The organism is Streptomyces sp. NPDC056160, assembly GCF_042268205.1.
Classification (GTDB): Bacteria; Actinomycetota; Actinomycetes; order Streptomycetales; family Streptomycetaceae; genus Streptomyces.
Map to the genome: position 1 here is coordinate 1 of NZ_JBHJUW010000167.1, position 16,480 is coordinate 16,480.

16 protein-coding genes and 1 pseudogene are annotated in these 16,480 nt (G+C 70.7%); 10 read left to right on the forward strand and 7 right to left on the reverse strand.

What is annotated here, in order from left to right:
• The first annotated feature begins 233 nt into the window (after positions 1 to 233).
• On the forward strand, positions 234 to 440 hold the full coding sequence (locus ACFC02_RS36900; RefSeq protein WP_376366663.1) for a hypothetical protein: 207 nt from the start codon (positions 234 to 236) through the stop codon (positions 438 to 440).
• A gap of 112 nt (positions 441 to 552) precedes the next feature.
• Positions 553 to 1,071, forward strand: a complete 519-nt coding sequence (locus ACFC02_RS36905; RefSeq protein WP_376366665.1) for a histidine phosphatase family protein — start codon at positions 553 to 555, stop codon at positions 1,069 to 1,071.
• Between the two features lie 87 nt (positions 1,072 to 1,158).
• Here ACFC02_RS36905 and serB read toward each other — a convergent pair whose 3' ends face one another.
• A complete protein-coding gene (gene serB / locus ACFC02_RS36910) occupies positions 1,159 to 2,367 on the reverse strand; it encodes a phosphoserine phosphatase SerB (RefSeq protein ID WP_376366667.1) in 1,209 nt (402 codons plus the stop codon).
• 745 nt (positions 2,368 to 3,112) lie between these two features.
• Here serB and ACFC02_RS36915 point away from each other — a divergent pair.
• Positions 3,113 to 5,653, forward strand: coding sequence for an FHA domain-containing protein (locus ACFC02_RS36915; protein ID WP_376366669.1), 2,541 nt, complete (start codon positions 3,113 to 3,115; stop codon positions 5,651 to 5,653).
• 122 nt (positions 5,654 to 5,775) lie between these two features.
• On the opposite strand, the gene ACFC02_RS36920 is transcribed toward ACFC02_RS36915, so the two are convergent.
• Both ACFC02_RS36920 and ACFC02_RS36925 read right to left on the reverse strand, forming a co-directional pair.
• Positions 5,776 to 6,492, reverse strand: a complete 717-nt coding sequence (locus tag ACFC02_RS36920; protein ID WP_376366671.1) for a transglycosylase SLT domain-containing protein — start codon at positions 6,490 to 6,492, stop codon at positions 5,776 to 5,778.
• Positions 6,493 to 6,789: 297 nt separating this feature from the next.
• Positions 6,790 to 6,943: pseudogene (locus tag ACFC02_RS36925) on the reverse strand (S-adenosylmethionine:tRNA ribosyltransferase-isomerase); the annotation flags it as partial.
• A 212-nt stretch (positions 6,944 to 7,155) separates the two neighbouring features.
• Between ACFC02_RS36925 and ACFC02_RS36930 the strand changes: the two are divergent.
• The 3 genes from ACFC02_RS36930 to chpE all read left to right on the forward strand — a co-directional run bounded on the left by ACFC02_RS36930 (position 7,156) and on the right by chpE (position 9,337).
• Entirely contained in the window at positions 7,156 to 8,301 is a 1,146-nt protein-coding gene (locus ACFC02_RS36930) for a GAF domain-containing sensor histidine kinase (protein ID WP_376366673.1), read from the forward strand.
• A complete protein-coding gene (locus ACFC02_RS36935) occupies positions 8,294 to 8,935 on the forward strand; it encodes a response regulator transcription factor (RefSeq protein WP_360962286.1) in 642 nt (213 codons plus the stop codon). The genes ACFC02_RS36930 and ACFC02_RS36935 overlap by 8 nt, the downstream gene beginning before the upstream one ends.
• 156 nt (positions 8,936 to 9,091) lie before the next feature.
• Positions 9,092 to 9,337, forward strand: a complete 246-nt coding sequence (gene chpE / locus ACFC02_RS36940) for a chaplin ChpE (protein WP_037862057.1) — start codon at positions 9,092 to 9,094, stop codon at positions 9,335 to 9,337.
• A 199-nt stretch (positions 9,338 to 9,536) separates the two neighbouring features.
• Here the strand turns inward: chpE and ACFC02_RS36945 are convergent, their stop codons facing one another.
• Entirely contained in the window at positions 9,537 to 10,325 is a 789-nt protein-coding gene (locus ACFC02_RS36945; RefSeq protein ID WP_376366676.1) for a hypothetical protein, read from the reverse strand.
• 152 nt (positions 10,326 to 10,477) lie between these two features.
• On the opposite strand from ACFC02_RS36945, the gene ACFC02_RS36950 reads away from it, so the two are divergent.
• The 3 genes from ACFC02_RS36950 (at position 10,478) to ACFC02_RS36960 (ending at position 12,984) form a co-directional block, all read left to right on the forward strand.
• Positions 10,478 to 11,275: an ABC transporter ATP-binding protein gene (locus ACFC02_RS36950; protein ID WP_376366677.1), complete on the forward strand. Its 798-nt coding sequence runs from the start codon at positions 10,478 to 10,480 to the stop codon at positions 11,273 to 11,275.
• A gap of 167 nt (positions 11,276 to 11,442) precedes the next feature.
• Complete coding sequence (locus tag ACFC02_RS36955) at positions 11,443 to 11,874, forward strand: NfeD family protein (protein WP_376366678.1); 432 nt, start codon at positions 11,443 to 11,445, stop codon at positions 11,872 to 11,874.
• A 129-nt stretch (positions 11,875 to 12,003) separates the two neighbouring features.
• Entirely contained in the window at positions 12,004 to 12,984 is a 981-nt protein-coding gene (locus ACFC02_RS36960; RefSeq protein WP_376366679.1) for an SPFH domain-containing protein, read from the forward strand.
• A gap of 141 nt (positions 12,985 to 13,125) precedes the next feature.
• On the opposite strand, the gene ACFC02_RS36965 is transcribed toward ACFC02_RS36960, so the two are convergent.
• The 3 genes from ACFC02_RS36965 to ACFC02_RS36975 all read right to left on the reverse strand — a co-directional run bounded on the left by ACFC02_RS36965 (position 13,126) and on the right by ACFC02_RS36975 (position 15,178).
• Entirely contained in the window at positions 13,126 to 13,632 is a 507-nt protein-coding gene (locus ACFC02_RS36965; protein WP_360962271.1) for an HNH endonuclease, read from the reverse strand.
• Between the two features lie 164 nt (positions 13,633 to 13,796).
• Positions 13,797 to 14,336, reverse strand: coding sequence for a YbhB/YbcL family Raf kinase inhibitor-like protein (locus ACFC02_RS36970; RefSeq protein WP_376366680.1), 540 nt, complete (start codon positions 14,334 to 14,336; stop codon positions 13,797 to 13,799).
• A 59-nt stretch (positions 14,337 to 14,395) separates the two neighbouring features.
• The gene (locus ACFC02_RS36975) at positions 14,396 to 15,178 is read right to left on the reverse strand and encodes a sporulation protein (protein ID WP_376366681.1); all 783 of its coding nucleotides are present in this window, start codon (positions 15,176 to 15,178) and stop codon (positions 14,396 to 14,398) included.
• A 139-nt stretch (positions 15,179 to 15,317) separates the two neighbouring features.
• On the opposite strand from ACFC02_RS36975, the gene ACFC02_RS36980 reads away from it, so the two are divergent.
• Entirely contained in the window at positions 15,318 to 15,968 is a 651-nt protein-coding gene (locus ACFC02_RS36980) for a DNA-3-methyladenine glycosylase (protein ID WP_376366682.1), read from the forward strand.
• The last annotated feature ends 512 nt before the right edge of the window (positions 15,969 to 16,480 follow it).

Genomic DNA, 16,480 nt, shown 5'->3' on the forward strand with positions numbered 1-16,480 from the left:
GGATGTCTTGGAGGACAAACCTCTTCTACAGCAGCTCCGCTGCCTCGTTCACCGGCCTTGACGAACAGCCTCCGCCCTTAACTGAACGGCGTTGCCCCTAGGGGGTACGGGTCAGGGTCAAGTGGGTGGATCACCGGATAGGCCGGGGCGCGCTGGGTCCGTACCTTCGAGATGTGGCCGCGACAGGCGGTCCGCGCAGCACTCGGAGACAACGGCGACCAGCGGAGGCGAGCATGTCGGCCCGTACGCACACCCGGCCCCACCCGGCGACCTCGGGCGGCGTCGACATCCGGTTGCCGTGGTGGGCCCTGGCCCTGCTGGCCCTCGCCTTCGTCGCCCTGCTCGCTCTGATACTCAACCCGTCGGACGCCCACACGGCAACCGGCGACCCGGCGATCGCCCAGCTCCTGCAGCGCGCCCAGGAGCTGCTCGGCCGCTGAACCGGCGGCCTTCCCCGGCCCACAGCACCCGTCGGCACCGGCCCCCGTCACTCCGGGAGCCGCCTGTCAACTCCCTGCGCCCCATGGCCTGTTTCGTGCGAAGCTGGGTTCCATGAGCGTCGCAGAACCCCGCAGGATTGTCCTCTTCCGGCATGCGAAGGCCGACTGGCCCCAGGTGAACGACCACGAGCGACCGCTTGCCGAGCGGGGCCGCAAGGACGCGGCGGTGGCCGGCCGCAAGCTGGCCGACACCGGCGTCCCTCTCGACCTGGCCCTCTGCTCGACCGCCGTCCGCACCCGTGAGACCTGGAAGCTCGCCGTCCACGAACTCCCGGAGCGGCCGAAAACCGTCTACGAGGAGCGGATCTACGAGGCCTCGCCGGGCGAGTTGATCGCCGTGCTCAACGAGACGCCGGACGACGTGCGCAACGCCATCCTGATCGGCCACAACCCGGGCGTCCAGGGGCTGACCGAGGTGCTGTCCGGAGCGGCCGAGGGCGACGCCCGTGAGCGGCTGACCCGCCGCGGCTTCCCGGCCGCGGCCTTCGCCGTCGTCTCCTTCGAGGGTTCCTGGAAGACCCTGGAGCCGGGCGTGGCCACGCTGGTCGACTACTGGGCGCCGTCGGAGTAGCAAAGCCCCCGGCCCTGGCAGGCCCCGGCCCTGGCGGACGCGCCCGGGACCCCGGCGTTCCTCGTGACCCCGGCGTTCCTCGAGACCTCAGCGCTCCTCGTGGGCGTCCGCCGCCTCGACCTCTTCGCGGGTGACACCGAGCAGGTACAGGACCGTGTCGAGGAACGGCACGTTCACCGCGGTGTGCGCGGCCTCGCGGACCACCGGCTTGGCGTTGAAGGCGACCCCGAGGCCCGCCGCGTTCAGCATGTCCAGGTCGTTCGCCCCGTCACCGATCGCCACGGTCTGCGCCAGTGGAACGCCCGCCTCGGCGGCGAACCTGCGCAGCAGCCGCGCCTTGCCGGCCCGGTCGACGATCTCGCCCGTGACCCGGCCCGTCAACTTCCCGTCGACTATCTCCAGCGTGTTGGCCTGCGCGAAGTCCAGCCCGAGCCGATCCTTCAGGTCGTCCGTGACCTGGGTGAAACCGCCCGAGACCACCCCGACCTGGTAACCGAGCCGCTTCAGCGTACGGATCAGGGTCCGCGCCCCCGGCGTGAGCCGCACCTCGCTGCGCACCTTCTCCACCACCGAGGCGTCCAGCCCCGCCAGGAGCGCCACCCGGGCGTGCAGCGACTGCTCGAAGTCCAGTTCCCCGCGCATCGCGGCCGCCGTCACCTCGGCGACCTTGTCCTCGCACCCGGCGTGCGCGGCGAACAGCTCGATGACCTCGTCCTGGATGAGCGTCGAGTCCACGTCCATGACGACCAGGCGCTGCGCCCGGCGGTGCAGGCCCGCCGCGACGACCGCGACGTCGACCCCCAGGGCCGCCGCCTCCGTCACCAGGGCGGTGCGCAGCGGTTCCGTCTCCACGCCGGACACGGCGAACTCCACGGCCGTGACCGGATACTTGGCCAGCCGGAAGATCCGGTCGATGTTCCCGCCGGCCTTGGTGATCCGCGCCGCGATCTGGGCGGTGGCCTCCGCGGTGAGGGGATGGCCGAGCACGGTGACCAGGGAGCGCCCGAGGCCGCGCGGCCGGTTGTCGCCGCGTCCGGAGATGATCTCCGCCTGCATCCTCATCGACTCGGCCCAGCTGTGCACGGTGGCCCGCAGGTCGCCCTCCAGGCCGGGGGACGGCTGGGTGACGAGCGCGCACAGCACCATGCGGCCGCGGGTCACGACCTGCTCGATGTCGACCACGTCGACGGAGTAGGCCGCGAGGGTGTCGAAGAGGCCGGCCGTGATGCCCGGCCTGTCCTTCCCGAAGATCTTGACGAGAAGGGTGAGGTCATCGGAACTCTGCGAAGCGCTCATGGTGCCTCCACCGTATCCGGCACCCAGTGCCTCCTGCCCCTCAGGTCCGCCTGGCGGACAGGGAACACTGGGTGTCATTCAGGTGGCCACCGAGCACCGGGCCGCCATCTGCGCCGGGTCCTTCCGGTCCGTCCGCCGGGCCCTTCTCGCGGTCCGTCCGCCCGGTCCTTCCCGCGGTCCGCCCGCGGCCTGTCCACATGATCCGCCTGTGGTGGCCCGCCCAGCGTCCCGCAGGGTCCGCCCACTGCCCGGCCAGGCCCGCCCACCGTCCGGCCCGGTCTGCCCCCGCCCAGCCGGGGCCGCCCCCGTCGGGCTGGGTCCACCCTCCGCCCCCGTCCCCGCCGGAGCGGGGCCACCCACTGTCCAGCCGGGTCCGCCCCCGTCCGACCGGCACACGCCCCCTGGCGTGATCTCGACGGCGGCGCGCGCCTCCGTACGTGTCCCGCCCGACGGCGGACACGGCGCGGGACGGAGCGACCGGGTCTCCGGCACCGGGTGCCGCCACCGTGGAGCCTCCCGCATGTCCCCCGCCCGTCCTCGGCATGTCCTCCTCGGCCGGGATTGCCACTCTCCGGCCGCATTTGGAACGTGCGGGCGGCCTCTGCCGGGAGCGCGCGTTACCTACTCATGACAAGGCCCGGCTTTCGGTCAGAGGGCGGAGCCTGGAATAGTTCTTCACGATGTTCGACATCCCTAGACTCCCCGCGACGGGGGCAATTCGGGGGACAACTCAGTGGGGCTTGGAGTGCCGGAACTCGTACTGGAAACCAATGGACGGACCTGGACGCTCGATCCGTCCCGGACCTACACCCTCGGCCGCGATCCGCAGGGTGACATCGCATTCGACGACGCCAGGGTCTCCTGGCGCCACGCCACGGTCAGCCACAACGGCAGCAGTTGGGTGATCGAGGACCACGGCAGCACCAACGGCACGTTCGTGCGGGGGCAGCGCTTCCAGCAGACGGAGATCGGCCCGGGCTCGGCCGTTCACCTCGGCAACGCCACCGACGGCCCGTGCCTGACCCTCTCGGCCGCCGTCGCGGCCGTCACGACGCCGCACCCCCAGCCGCAGCAGCAGCCCTACGCCGCACCGGGCGCGGGTGCCGGCGCGGGCTGGGGCGGGCCGCAGGCACCACAGCGGCCGGCCGCGCAGCAGGATCCGCAGGCCGGCTGGCAGCAGCAGCCGCCGCAGGCGCAGCAGGCACCCTCGATCCCGCAGCAGGGCCCCGGTGGTGGCGCGGGGGCGCCGCCGGTCCACGGCGACCGCAGCCCGACCACGTTCCACCAGTTCTCCCTGGGCCGCGTGATGCGCATCGGCCGCGCCTTGGAGAACGAACTGGTCGTCTCCGACCTCCAGGTCTCCCGCAACCACGCCGAGTTCCACTCCATGCCCGACGGACGCATGGAGATCAGGGACCTGGGCTCGCACAACGGCACGTACGTCAACGGCCAGCCGATCCCCAAGGGCGGCTCGGCCACGCTCGGCCCCGCCGACATCGTGGGCGTCGGCCACTCGACGTTCCGGATCGTCGGCGACCGGCTGGAGGAGTTCGTCGACACCGGTGAGGTGTCCTTCTCCGCACGGCACCTGACCGTCACGGTCGACGGTGGCAAGCAGATCCTCAAGGACGTCTCCTTCGGCGTCCCGGAGAAGTCGCTGATCGCGGTCATCGGTCCGTCGGGATCCGGCAAGTCCACCCTGCTCAAGGCGCTCACCGGTTACCGCCCGGCCGACCAGGGCGAGGTCCTCTACGACAACCGGAACCTGTACAAGCAGTTCGCTGAGCTGCGCCAGCGCATCGGTCTGGTCCCGCAGGACGACATCCTGCACAAGGAGCTGACCGTAAAGAAGGCACTGAAGTACGCGGCCAAGCTGCGCTTCCCCTCCGACACCACGGGCGCCGAGCGCGACGCCCGCATCGACGAGGTGCTGCGCGAGCTGAAGCTCGACATCCACAAGGACAAGAAGGTCACCTCGCTCTCCGGCGGCCAGCGCAAGCGCGTCTCGGTCGCCCTGGAGCTGCTCACCAAGCCGTCACTGATCTTCCTGGACGAGCCGACCTCCGGCCTCGACCCGGGCATGGACCGCGACGTGATGCAGCTGCTGCGCGGTCTCGCCGACGACGGCAGGACCGTCCTCGTGGTGACCCACTCGGTGGCCGAGCTGGCGATCTGCGACAAGCTGCTGGTGATGGCGCCGGGCGGCTCGGTCGCCTACTTCGGGCCGCCCGAGGAGGCGCTGAACTTCTTCGGCTACGACAGCTGGGCCGACGTCTTCTCCGCCTTCGAGAGCTACCGCGACTACGACTGGGCGGGCCGCTGGAAGGGCTCGCAGCACTACCAGATGTACGCCGCGGACATCGACGCGGTCGCCCCGCAGTCGGTGACCATGCCCCCGCCGCAGGCCATCAAGCCGCCCAAGCCGCAGGGCTGGGGTTCGCAGCTGCTGACCCTGGTGCGGCGGTACGTGTCGGTCATCGCCTCCGACAAGGGGTTCCTCGCACTGACGGTGATCCTCCCGGCGGTGCTCGGCGCGGTCAGCCTGCTGATCGACCACGAGAAGGGCCTGCTGGTCAACCCGGTCAACTCCAGGACGCACCTGCCCACCCCGAACGGCACGGCGACCACCGTCCTGCTGATCCTGGCGGTCGGCGCGTGCTTCGCGGGCGCCGCGAACTCCGTCCGCGAGCTGATCAAGGAACGGGTGATCTACGAGCGGGAGCGCGCCACCGGCCTGTCCCGGTCGGCGTACCTGATGTCCAAGGTCGTCGTCCTCGGCGTGATCACGGTGCTGCAGGGCCTGCTGGTCGGCCTGATCGGCTTCTCCAGCCGTGACATCCCCGGCGAGGGCCTGATCCTCGGCAACGCGACACTGTTCGAGCTGTGCCTGCCGATCATGGCGCTGGGCTTCACCTCGATGATGTTCGGCCTGGTGATCTCCTCGCTGGTGAAGACCGCCGAGAAGACCATGCCGCTGCTGGTGATGTTCGCGATCATCCAGGTTGTGTTCACCGGCTGCCTGTTCAAGCTGCACGGCACGCTCGGCGTCAACGAGCTGTCGTACCTGATGCCGTCGCGCTGGGCGGTGGCGGGCGCCGGCACCACGCTGGACCTGAACAAGATCTCCCCGAACATCGACGACCCGACCAGCACCGACCCGCTGTGGGACCACACGGTCTCGGCCTGGAGCCTCGACATGGCCGCGCTGATCGCCCTCGGTGTCGTCTGCGGCTTCCTGGTGGCGCGCTTCCTGCGCCGCCACGAGCCGGAGGTCATGCGCAAGTGACGCGCACCGCGCCGCGCGGGCGGTGAGACACGGACCGCGCGCGGTACGACGAAGGGCGGCACCCACACCGGGTGCCGCCCTTCCGCGTCGTGCCGTCAGAGGTCCGCGCCGACCCCGCAGGGTCAGTACGCGCTGTTGACGTTGTCGATCGAGCCGTACCGGTGCGCCGCGTAGTTGGCGGCGGCGGTGATGTTGGCGACCGGGTCGTAGATGTTCCTGGACGTGCCGGGGACGTGGTACGCGGTGAAGGTCGGCTGGATGACCTGCAGCAGGCCCTTGGAGGGGATGCCGTTGCGGGCGTTGACGTCCCAGCCGTTCATGGCCATCGGGTTGCCCGAGGACTCCCGCATGATGTTGCGGTGCAGGCCGCTGTAGGACCCGGGGATGTTGTGCTGCCTCATGATGGACAGCGACTGCCGGATCCAGCCGTCGAGGTTGTTGCCGTAGCTGGTGGAGGCGGCGACCGTCTGCATCTGCGGGCGGGCGGCGGACCGGGAGGCGGCCTTCTCGGCCTGGTGGGCGGCTTCGGCCTTGTGCTTGGCGGCGGCGGCCTCGGCCTTGTGCTTCGTGGCGGCCTGCTGCTTGGCCTCGATGGCCTGGACCTTGACGCTCTGGCCGGCGAGCTGGTCGGTGACGTCGGCCTTGACGTCCTTGACCGGCTGCGAGCCGACCTTCACCGGGGCCGCGACGGTGTCGGCGGACGTGGTGGTGTGCGCGCCGCCGGGGACGGCGGTGAAGGCGAGGGCGGCGGCACCGAGGGTGGCGGCACCGGCGACGGCGACCTTGTGGGTGTGGGTCAGGGAACGACTATGGCGGAGCAGACGGAAGTTTGCGGGCATGGCGAAATGGACCTCTTCGAGTAGCGCGGAGGTCGCTCTCCGGACTGCGGGAGGGGGTCCTTCCCACACGAACGCCACGAGCGGAAACCCACGGCGTTGAGCGACGAGAGCAATTCTTAGCGGTCGCAAAATCCGAGGGCAAAGGTGTGACGTACGAAGCTGGGTAGTGGATCAGGAACCGACAAAACGGGACAGACGGGGATGTCTGTCCCGTTCATCGGGGGATCGGTCTCTCCTATGCCTCTTCGTACGTGACCTGCGCCCTATGTGCGTCCTCACATCGACGGAGGCCCTTCCTCACTGTTCGTTGCCATCGCAACGCGCTGTGTGAGCGGGCTCCTCCGGAAGGACGAGATGCACGGCGCCGAACTCGTGCCAGAGGTAGTGCCCGCGCACCGCCTCCTCATGACTGCGGGCGATCGGCCGCCCGCCCGGCGACCGCTTCGAGCATCCCGCCTGCCCCGGGGCTCCCGGGCCCGGACCCGGGGCGGGAGCCGGAGAGGACGCGACGCAGCGCGGAGCCACCGCGCCGGCGCCCTCACTTCCCGCTTCCCGGTCGGGCCCGTCGTCCCGTCGCCCGGTCGCCGGACCTGGGACCGGCGGCCCAGGAAGGGCCTCCACAGGTCCGATCCCGCTGTCACACCCCGCCGGTACCGTGAGGACATGAGTCAAGGCCCCCGGTCCGGCCTCGCCGCGGTGAGTTCCGCGCTGCTGGCCATGAGCAGGCACCTGGAGGTGCGCGACGTCCTCAAGACGATCGTCGCCTCCGCCCGTGAGCTGCTCGACGCGCAGTACGCGGCGCTCGGCGTCCCCGACGACCACGGCGGCTTCGCACAGTTCGTGGTGGACGGCGTCAGCGACGAGCAGTGGCGGGCCATCGGCCCGCTCCCGCGCCAGCACGGCATCCTCGCCGCGATGCTGCACGAGGCGCGGGCCGAGCGCCTGGCCGACGTGCGCAAGGACCCGCGCTTCGAGGGCTGGCCGGCCGCCCACCCCGAGATGTCCGACTTCCTGGGGCTGCCCGTCCGCGACGGCGACGAGGTCATCGGGGCCCTCTTCCTGGCCAACAAGCGCTGCCCCAAACCGGAGGGCAGCTGCGGCTTCACAGAGGAGGACGAGGAACTGCTCGCCATCCTCGCCCAGCACGCCGCCATCGCCCTCACCAACGCCCGCCTCTACGAGCGCAGCCGTGAACTGACCATCGCCGAGGAACGCTCCCGCCTCGCCCACGAACTGCACGACGCGGTCAGCCAGAAGCTGTTCTCCCTGCGCCTGACCGCCCAGGCCGCCGCCGCACTCGTCGACCGCGACCCCGTCCGCGCCAAGGGAGAGCTGCACCAGGTGGCCGTACTCGCCGCCGAGGCCGCCGACGAACTGCGCGCCGCCGTGGTGGAGCTGCGCCCGGCTGCCCTCGACGAGGACGGACTGGTCGCCACCCTGCGCACCCAGATCCAGGTCCTGGACCGCGCCCACAGCGCGCGCGTCACCTTCGCCGCCCGAGGCTTCCGCGCGCTGCCGGCCGCCCAGGAGGAGGCACTGCTGCGCGTCGCCCAGGAGGCGCTGCACAACGCGCTGCGGCACTCCGGCGCCGAACACGTCGACGTCACCCTCGACCGCCGCGGCGGCGGTGCCGTCCTGCGCGTCACCGACGACGGCACCGGCTTCGACCCGCGCACGGTGCGCCGCGCCGGCCGCCATCTCGGGCTGGTCTCCATGCGGGACCGGGCGAGCGGCGCGGGCGGCGTGCTGACTGTGGAATCGGCGCCCGGCAAGGGCACCACGATCGAGATGGAGGCCCCGGGTGGCTGACGCAATCAAGGTGCTGGTCGTCGACGACCACCAGGTGGTCCGCCGGGGCCTGCGCACCTTCCTGGAGGTGCAGGACGACATAGAGGTCGTCGGCGAGGCGGCGGACGGCGCGGAGGGCGTCGACCGGGCCGAGGAGCTGAGACCCGACGTGGTCCTCATGGACGTCAAGATGCCCGTCATGGACGGCGTCGAGGCACTGCGCAGGCTCCGCGCGCTCGACAACCCCGCGCGCGTGCTCATCGTCACCAGCTTCACCGAGCAGCGCACGGTGGTCCCGGCCCTGCGCGCGGGCGCCGCCGGATACGTCTACAAGGACGTCGACCCCGATGCGCTGGCCGGTGCCATCCGTTCCGTGCACGCGGGCCACATCCTGCTCCAGCCCGAGGTCGCCGGGGCCCTGCTGTCCCAGGAGGAGGCCCACACGGGTCAGGGCCGCGGCACGTCCCTCACCGACCGGGAGCGGGAGGTGCTGGGCCTGATAGCGGACGGCCGCTCCAACCGCGAGATCGCCCGTGCCCTGGTGCTCTCCGAGAAGACCGTCAAGACGCACGTGTCGAACATCCTGATGAAGCTCGACCTGGCGGACCGCACCCAGGCCGCGCTGTGGGCCGTACGCCATGGTGTGACCGGGTGACGAGCCCCGCGCCCGGCAATACGGAGCGTTCCCTTCCGGACTGAGATTCATACCGTCGTGGGAATGTCCCCCGGATGGCGCAACCTCCGCGCGCCCCGGCCGTTCTCCAGTGCGTGCTGCGGCGACTGCCGTGGCGATCACCAGGAGGACTCAAGCGTGAAGAACCTGAAGAAGGCAGCGGCTGTGACGATGGTGGCCGGCGGGCTCGTGGCCGCCGGCGCCGGAATGGCCTCCGCCCATGACGGCGCCGCGGCCGCCGGTGCGGCCAAGGCCTCCCCGGGCGTCGTCTCGGGCAACGTCATCCAGGCCCCGATCCACATCCCGGTCAACGCCGTCGGCAACAGTGTCAACGTCATCGGCGTCCTGAACCCGGCCTTCGGCAACCTCGGCCTCAACCACTGAGACCGGCGCCACCCCGATGCCCACGGCCTCCCGGGCCCACCCGGGAGGCCTATCGGTCGTTTCGGGGGGCTTTTGCAGCGAGGCCTGGCACTGTCGGCCCGTCCGGCGTTCGAGGACGAGGCCGTTCAGGCCGAAAGGGGGGTCCGGGCGCACAGCCCCCGGACGCTCACACCAACCGGGGCCACCCACCAGACGCCCCTCACCGCACCCCCTTCTCCCGCTCCTCCACAACGGAGTTGTACGCCGCGACCTGCGCCCGCCGAGCCGTCCGCTCCACCGGCCGCAGCGCCGCCCCCCGCGCGGCCATCTCGGACGCGCTCACCGCGCCCCCGTGCCCGTTGCCGTACGCCAGCGACACCAGCAGTCCGACCCGCTGCGCCAGCTCCAGCACCCGCACGGCCCGCGGCGGATACCCGGGCGCCAGCACCTCCCTCCCCCGCTCGGCCCGAGCCCGGTACGCGTCGATCGCCGCCTCCGCCACGGGCCCCGACCCCGCCACGTCGAGTCGCGACAGCACCTCGGTCGCCTCCCGCAGCGCCTCCGCCAGCTCCCGCTCGGCCTCACCCAGCGACGGCACGTCGGCGGGCGGCGCCTCCCGCACCGGGAGCACGTGCCACACCACCTCGGCGTGCACATCACCCGCGGGACCCGCCTCGTGCACCTCGGGCACCAGGCCGATCGCGGCGCCGTGACAGATCACCGCCTCCCCGGCTTCCAGCGCCCGCGCGTTGAACTCCGGCGGACCGCTCAGCCCCAGCGGATGCCCCGGCGCCGGAAGCGCCACCCGCAGGGCACCCACCCTCAGGGCGCGCAGCCGCCCCAGAGCGAGCGTGAGCCCGACGGCCCCCGCCTCGCCGGGCAGCCCCGCCACCCGGTGGACGGCGTCCTCGCCGACCACGGCGAGCACGGCGTCATCCGGAGAGACAAGTCCGGCAAGAAGTGCATTTCCCCAAGCTGTGAGGCGTCCAGAACGCGGTTCCGAGAGCATGTGTCCACCCTAAGGACCGGACCGATGGAACAGCCCGCCCGGCCGGTGGCGTAGATTCGGTGGGGGCTGCGCCCACCGGCGCGGCGGACCGAGCCACAGGCGTACGCGACAGCCGAGACCGGCGGCACACTGCAAGGGGAGACAACGCGCTCATGAGCGATGTTCTGGAGCTTCAGGACGTATCCGTGGTCCGCGAGGGCCGGGCTCTGGTGGACCAGGTCTCCTGGTCGGTCAAGGAGGGCGAGCGCTGGGTCATCCTCGGCCCCAACGGCGCCGGCAAGACCACCCTCCTGAACGTCGCCTCCAGCTACCTCTACCCCAGCAAGGGCACCGCCACCATCCTCGGCGAGACCCTCGGCAAGCCCGGCACCGACGTCTTCGAACTGCGCCCCCGCATCGGCATGGCCGGCATCGCCATGGCCGAGAAGCTCCCCAAGCGCCAGACCGTCCTGCAGACCGTGCTGACCGCCGCGTACGGCATGACCGCCGGCTGGCAGGAGGAGTACGAGGACATCGACGAGCAGCGCGCCCGCGCCTTCCTCGACCGCCTCGGCATGACCGAGTACCTCGACCGCCGCTTCGGCACCCTCTCCGAGGGCGAGCGCAAGCGCACCCTGATCGCCCGAGCCCTCATGACCGACCCCGAACTGCTTCTCCTGGACGAGCCCGCCGCAGGCCTCGACCTCGGCGGCCGGGAGGACCTCGTCCGCCGTCTCGGCCGGCTCGCCCGCGACCCGATCGCCCCCTCGATGATCATGGTCACCCACCACGTCGAGGAGATCGCCCCCGGCTTCTCCCACGTCCTGATGATCAATCAGGGCAGGGTCCTCGCCGCGGGCCCCCTGGAGCTGGAGCTGACCTCCCGCAACCTCTCCCGCTGCTTCGGACTCCCGCTCGTCGTCGAGCAGGTCGGCGACCGCTGGACCGCCCAGGGCCTCCCGCTTTCCTGACCACCCGGCCCGCCCCGAACCCCCCACTTGGGCCCCCGGGTTGCCCGTAAGCGGCCGTCAACGACCCCCGGCCCGGCCCCGGTTGCCGCACACCCTGCGAACCTCCGCCCTGAGCCGCCCCCCGTGCGCCCTGTCCGCCGCGCGACCCGCGGTCCTACCATGACCATGTGAACGACATCGACGCATGGGTGTGGTGGCTCGTCGGCGCGGCTGCGCTCGGAATCCCGCTCGTGGTGACCGCGATGCCAGAGTTCGGCATGCTCGCGGTCGGCGCCGTCGCCGGCGCGATCGTCGCCGGCCTCGGCTTCGGAACCGTCGTCCAGGTCGTCGTCTTCCTCGCCGTCTCCGTCGCCCTCATCGCCGTCGTACGCCCCATCGCGGCCCGCCACACCCGGCAGGGCCCGCATCTGGCCACCGGCATCGACGCCCTGAAAGGCAGGCAGGCCGTCGTCCTCGAACGCGTCGACGGCTCCGGCGGCCGGATCAAGCTCGCCGGGGAGATCTGGTCCGCGCGGGCACTGGACACCGGCCGTGTCTACGAGCCGGGCGCCGAAGTCGACGTGGTCGACATCGAAGGAGCCACCGCCGTCGTCATGTGACCTGCACCGAACACCCCACGAGGCGGACGACGGTCTGTCAGACTCGACCAGCAAGATCTTCAACAGCCGCAAGAGCCCAATAAGATCTTCCCGAAGCGCCGAGGCGGAGAAGGGGACAGGGAGCCGTCGATGGAACCGGTCATCATCGTCCTGATCATTCTGGTGGTGTTGGTCTTCATCGCCCTGATCAAGACCATCCAGGTCATCCCACAGGCCAGCGCGGCCATCGTGGAGCGCTTCGGCCGCTACACGCGCACGCTCAACGCGGGCCTCAACATCGTCGTCCCCTTCATCGACACCATCCGCAACCGCATCGACCTGCGCGAACAGGTCGTGCCGTTCCCCCCGCAGCCGGTGATCACCCAGGACAACCTGGTCGTCAACATCGACACCGTCATCTACTACCAGGTGACAGACGCCCGCGCCGCCACCTACGAGGTCGCCAGCTACATCCAGGCCATCGAGCAGCTCACCGTCACCACCCTGCGCAACATCATCGGCGGCATGGACCTGGAGCGCACCCTCACCTCGCGCGAGGAGATCAACGCGGCCCTGCGCGGCGTCCTCGACGAGGCCACCGGCAAGTGGGGCATCCGCGTCAACCGCGTCGAACTGAAGGCCATCGAACCCCCCACCTCCATCCAGGACTCGATGGAGAAGCAGATGCGCGCCGACCGTGACAAGCGGGCCGCCATCCTCCAGGCCGAAGGTGTCCGGCAGTCCGAGATCCTGCGCGCCGAGGGCGAGAAGCAGTCCCAGATCCTGCGCGCCGAAGGTGAGGCCAAGGCCGCCGCGCTGCGCGCCGAGGGCGAGGCCCAGGCCGTCCGTACGGTCTTCGAGGCCATCCACGCCGGCGATCCGGACCAGAAGCTCCTCTCCTACCAGTACCTCCAGATGCTCCCGAAGATCGCCGAGGGCGACGCCAACAAGCTCTGGATCGTCCCCAGCGAGATCGGCGACGCCCTCAAGGGCCTCTCCGGAGCCATGGGCAACTTCGGGCCGCTGGGCGGCAACTCGGGCGGCGGCAACGGCGGCGGCACCACCGTCCCGGCCCAGAACGACGGCCGGAACAGCCCCCCCGAACGCCGTGAGAAGCCCTTCATCGACTGACCGAGGGCACCCGGAAGAGCGCGACGTCCCCGCACCCCCCCAGGGCGCGGGGACGTCTCGGCATGCGGCCTCCCCGCGTGGGCGCGAACAGCCGCGCACCACGCGCGGCCGACGAACGGCGAACACCTCCGCGGCGAGGCGTCAGGCGGCCTCCCGGCCCAACCACTCCGGCAGTCCGGCGAGTTCGTCCGCGCCCAGCGCGAACAACATCGCATCGGCGGGCGTGGGCTCGAACGGTGTCCGCAGCAACGGCATCCCCGCCTCCTCCGGAGTCCGGTCGGCCTTGCGGTGGTTGTCCTCCGCGCACGAGGCCACCGTGTTCAGCCACGTGTCCTGCCCGCCGTGCGAGCGCGGCACCACGTGGTCCACGGTCGTCGCCCGCCGTCCGCAGTACGCGCACCGGTGCCGGTCCCGCACCAGCACCCCCCGCCTCGACCACGGCGCTTGTCTTCGGAAGGGCACCCGCACGTACCGGCACAGCCGGATCACCCGGGGCGCCGGTATGTCCACCTCGGCTCCCCGCATGCGCAGTTCGGGGTGGGCCTGCTCGACGACGGCCTTGTCCTGCAGCACCAGCACGACGGCTCGGTTCAGCGTCACCGTCGACAGCGGCTCGAAGCTCGCGTTCAGCACCAGCGTGTCCCGCATCCGGCCCACCTCCCGTGTGCACCTGCCCACCCCCCGGCGGGCCCGGACCAACTCTGGACGGGTGCGCCGGGATGGACAACGCAATAAAAATGCCCGCCTCCGATCACTTCCAAGACCAGAGGCGGGCAAACGTTCGGTGAACGCGAAAACGCGCGGCGGGTGTCTCAGCCCCCGGCGGGCACCTCGTACTCACCGATCAGCTGCGCCCGGCCCAGCGTGTGGAACCGCAGGTTGAAGCCCACCACGGCCGGCGAGGCGTCCGCGTCCGGACCGAGCTTCTCCTGATCGACGGCGTACACCGTGAAGACGTACCGGTGCGGGCCGTCCCCCGGCGGCGGCGCGGCGCCCCCGAAGTCCTTCGACCCGTAGTCGTTGCGCGCGTGCACGGCGCCCTCGGGCAGGCCCTCGAACTTCCCGCCGCCCGCACCCGCCGGCAGCTCCGTCACCGAGGCCGGGATGTCGAACAGCACCCAGTGCCAGAACCCGCTGCCCGTCGGGGCGTCCGGGTCGTAGCAGGTCACGGCGAAGCTCTTGGTCCCGGGCGGGAAACCCTCCCAGCGCAGCTGCGGCGAGGTGTTCCCCGCCGCGTGGACCTGCGCGTCCGTGAGCGTCCCGCCCTCCCGGACGTCGTCGCTCGTGACCGTGAAGGACGGCACGGGCGGGTGGAAGTCGTGGGGGAGCGGCCGCCGCTTGAGCTCGGTCACCTCGGTACCTCCTGATCGTTCCTGTTGTCGGTTACCGAGCCTAGGGCCTCGTCCGGACCCTAGAACCAACTGCGCCTGCTGCCGACCTCGGCGATCCACTGGTGGAGGTACGCCGCCCAGTCGGTCTGCTCGTAGTCGTGCAGACCCACCTGGAAGGAGCGGTAGGTGTCACTGCCCTCGCTGAACAGGCCGGGCTTCTTGTCCATCTCCAGGACCACGTCCATCGCCTGCTCGTCGGCGACGAAGCTCAGCTCGACCTCGTTCAGACCCCGGTACTGCGACGGCGGGTGGAACTCGATCTCCTGGTAGAACGGCAGCCGCTGCCGCGTCCCGCGGATGTGACCGCGCTCCATGTCCGCGTGCTTGAAGCGGAAGCCCAACTGGATGAACGCGTCCAGGATCGCCTTCTGCGCCGGCATCGGGTGCACGTTGATCGGGTCCAGATCGCCGGAGTCCACCGCACGGGCGATCGCCAGCTCCGTCGTCACCCCGATGTGCATGCCCCGCAGCGACTGCCCGTCGATCATCGTGACCGGCGTCTCCCACGGGATCTCCAGACCGAACGGCACCGCGTGCACGGCTCCGGCCTGCAGCTCGAAGGCACCGCCGAGCCGCACCTTGGTGAACTCGATGTTCTGCTTGTACTCCTCGTCGCCGCTCTCGACCTCGACCTTGGCCTGGAGCCCGACCGACAGACCCTCGATCTGCTGGTTCACGGAGCCGCCCTGGATCCGCACCTCACCCTGCACGACCCCGCCCGGCACGACGTTGACCTCGTGCAGCTCGGTCTCGACGGACGCCCCGCCCGCTCCGAGGCTCGCGAGCAGCTTCTTGAACGCCATGTCTCTCCCTCTACGGTGTTGAACCCTGATCCCTACATACGCGACGCGGCCCCGGCCGGTTCCGCACCCGCACCCTGGCAAGGGGAGGGATCCTTGACCAGTCCTTGACAGCCACCCGTCTGGACTACGCTCGGAAGCCATGATCGCGCCCCCGGACCGTACGCCACTGCCCCGAGACTTCTTCGACCGTCCCGTCCTCGACGTCGCGCCCGACCTCCTGGGCCGCCTCCTCGTCCGGACGACCCCCGACGGCCCGATCGCGCTGCGCCTGACCGAGGTCGAGGCCTACGACGGCCCGAACGACCCCGGATCCCACGCCTACCGGGGCCGCACGGCCCGCAACGCGGTGATGTTCGGTCCTCCCGGCCGCGTGTACGTCTACTTCACCTACGGCATGTGGCACTGCATGAACCTGGTGTGCGGGCCGGAGGGGCAGGCGAGCGGGGTCCTGCTCCGGGCCGGCGAGGTCGTCGAAGGTGCCGAGCTGGCACGCAGCCGCAGGCCCTCCGCCCGCAACGACAAGGAACTCGCCAAGGGCCCCGCCCGGCTGGCCACCGCTCTGGGCGTCGACCGCGCCCTGGACGGTACCGACGCCTGCGCCGCGGGCGACACCCCGATCCGCATCCTGACCGGCACGCCGGCTCCGGACGGTCAGGTGCGCAACGGTCCGCGCACCGGCGTCGCCGGCGAGGGCGGGAACGGGGATGCCCACCCCTGGCGCTACTGGGTCGCCGACGACCCGACGGTGAGCCCCTACCGTCCCCACGTGCCCAAGCGGCGCCGAAGTTGACTCGTCTCGGGAAGGTGCGTAATGTATCCCGAGCCGCTGAACCGGGTACGGCGTTCGCCTGCAGCCGGAGCGGCCAACCCACTATCTAGCTACAGCCCCTTCGCCGGGGTCGATTGTGGCGTGCTCGCACGCCCGAATTCGAACCCGCGAAGCCCGATTATGAATCGGGACGGGAATCGGCTAACGTAGTGAATGTCGAAAGGCCGACGGGCGAAAGCCCGAAAGCCCGAGGCAAACCCCTCGACTGGGAATCGGATCGGAAAACGGTCTGATAGAGTCGGAAACGCAAGACCGAAGGGAAGCGCCCGGAGGAAAGCCCGAGAGGGTGAGTACGAAGGAAGCGTCCGTTCCTTGAGAACTCAACAGCGTGCCAAAAGTCAACGCCAGATATGTTGATACCCCGTCCTCTGGTCATCACGACCGGGACGAGGTTCCTTTGAAAAAACACAGCGAGGACGCTGTGAACCAGGAGAACATTCCTTCTCCTGGTTCCGCTCTCGTGGTGTTGCACC

Excerpts from the sequence above, each read along its gene's own strand:
- ACFC02_RS36900 (WP_376366663.1), top strand. The coding sequence starts at position 234 with ATGTCGGCCCGTACGCACACCCGGCCCCACCCGGCGACCTCGGGCGGC.
- ACFC02_RS36905 (WP_376366665.1), top strand. The coding sequence starts at position 553 with ATGAGCGTCGCAGAACCCCGCAGGATTGTCCTCTTCCGGCATGCGAAG.
- serB (WP_376366667.1), bottom strand. The coding sequence starts at position 2,367 with ATGAGCGCTTCGCAGAGTTCCGATGACCTCACCCTTCTCGTCAAGATC.
- ACFC02_RS36920 (WP_376366671.1), bottom strand. The coding sequence starts at position 6,492 with ATGCCCGCAAACTTCCGTCTGCTCCGCCATAGTCGTTCCCTGACCCAC.
- ACFC02_RS36930 (WP_376366673.1), top strand. The coding sequence starts at position 7,156 with ATGAGTCAAGGCCCCCGGTCCGGCCTCGCCGCGGTGAGTTCCGCGCTG.
- ACFC02_RS36945 (WP_376366676.1), bottom strand. The coding sequence starts at position 10,325 with ATGCTCTCGGAACCGCGTTCTGGACGCCTCACAGCTTGGGGAAATGCA.
- ACFC02_RS36950 (WP_376366677.1), top strand. The coding sequence starts at position 10,478 with ATGAGCGATGTTCTGGAGCTTCAGGACGTATCCGTGGTCCGCGAGGGC.
- ACFC02_RS36960 (WP_376366679.1), top strand. The coding sequence starts at position 12,004 with ATGGAACCGGTCATCATCGTCCTGATCATTCTGGTGGTGTTGGTCTTC.
- ACFC02_RS36965 (WP_360962271.1), bottom strand. The coding sequence starts at position 13,632 with ATGCGGGACACGCTGGTGCTGAACGCGAGCTTCGAGCCGCTGTCGACG.
- ACFC02_RS36975 (WP_376366681.1), bottom strand. The coding sequence starts at position 15,178 with ATGGCGTTCAAGAAGCTGCTCGCGAGCCTCGGAGCGGGCGGGGCGTCC.
- ACFC02_RS36980 (WP_376366682.1), top strand. The coding sequence starts at position 15,318 with ATGATCGCGCCCCCGGACCGTACGCCACTGCCCCGAGACTTCTTCGAC.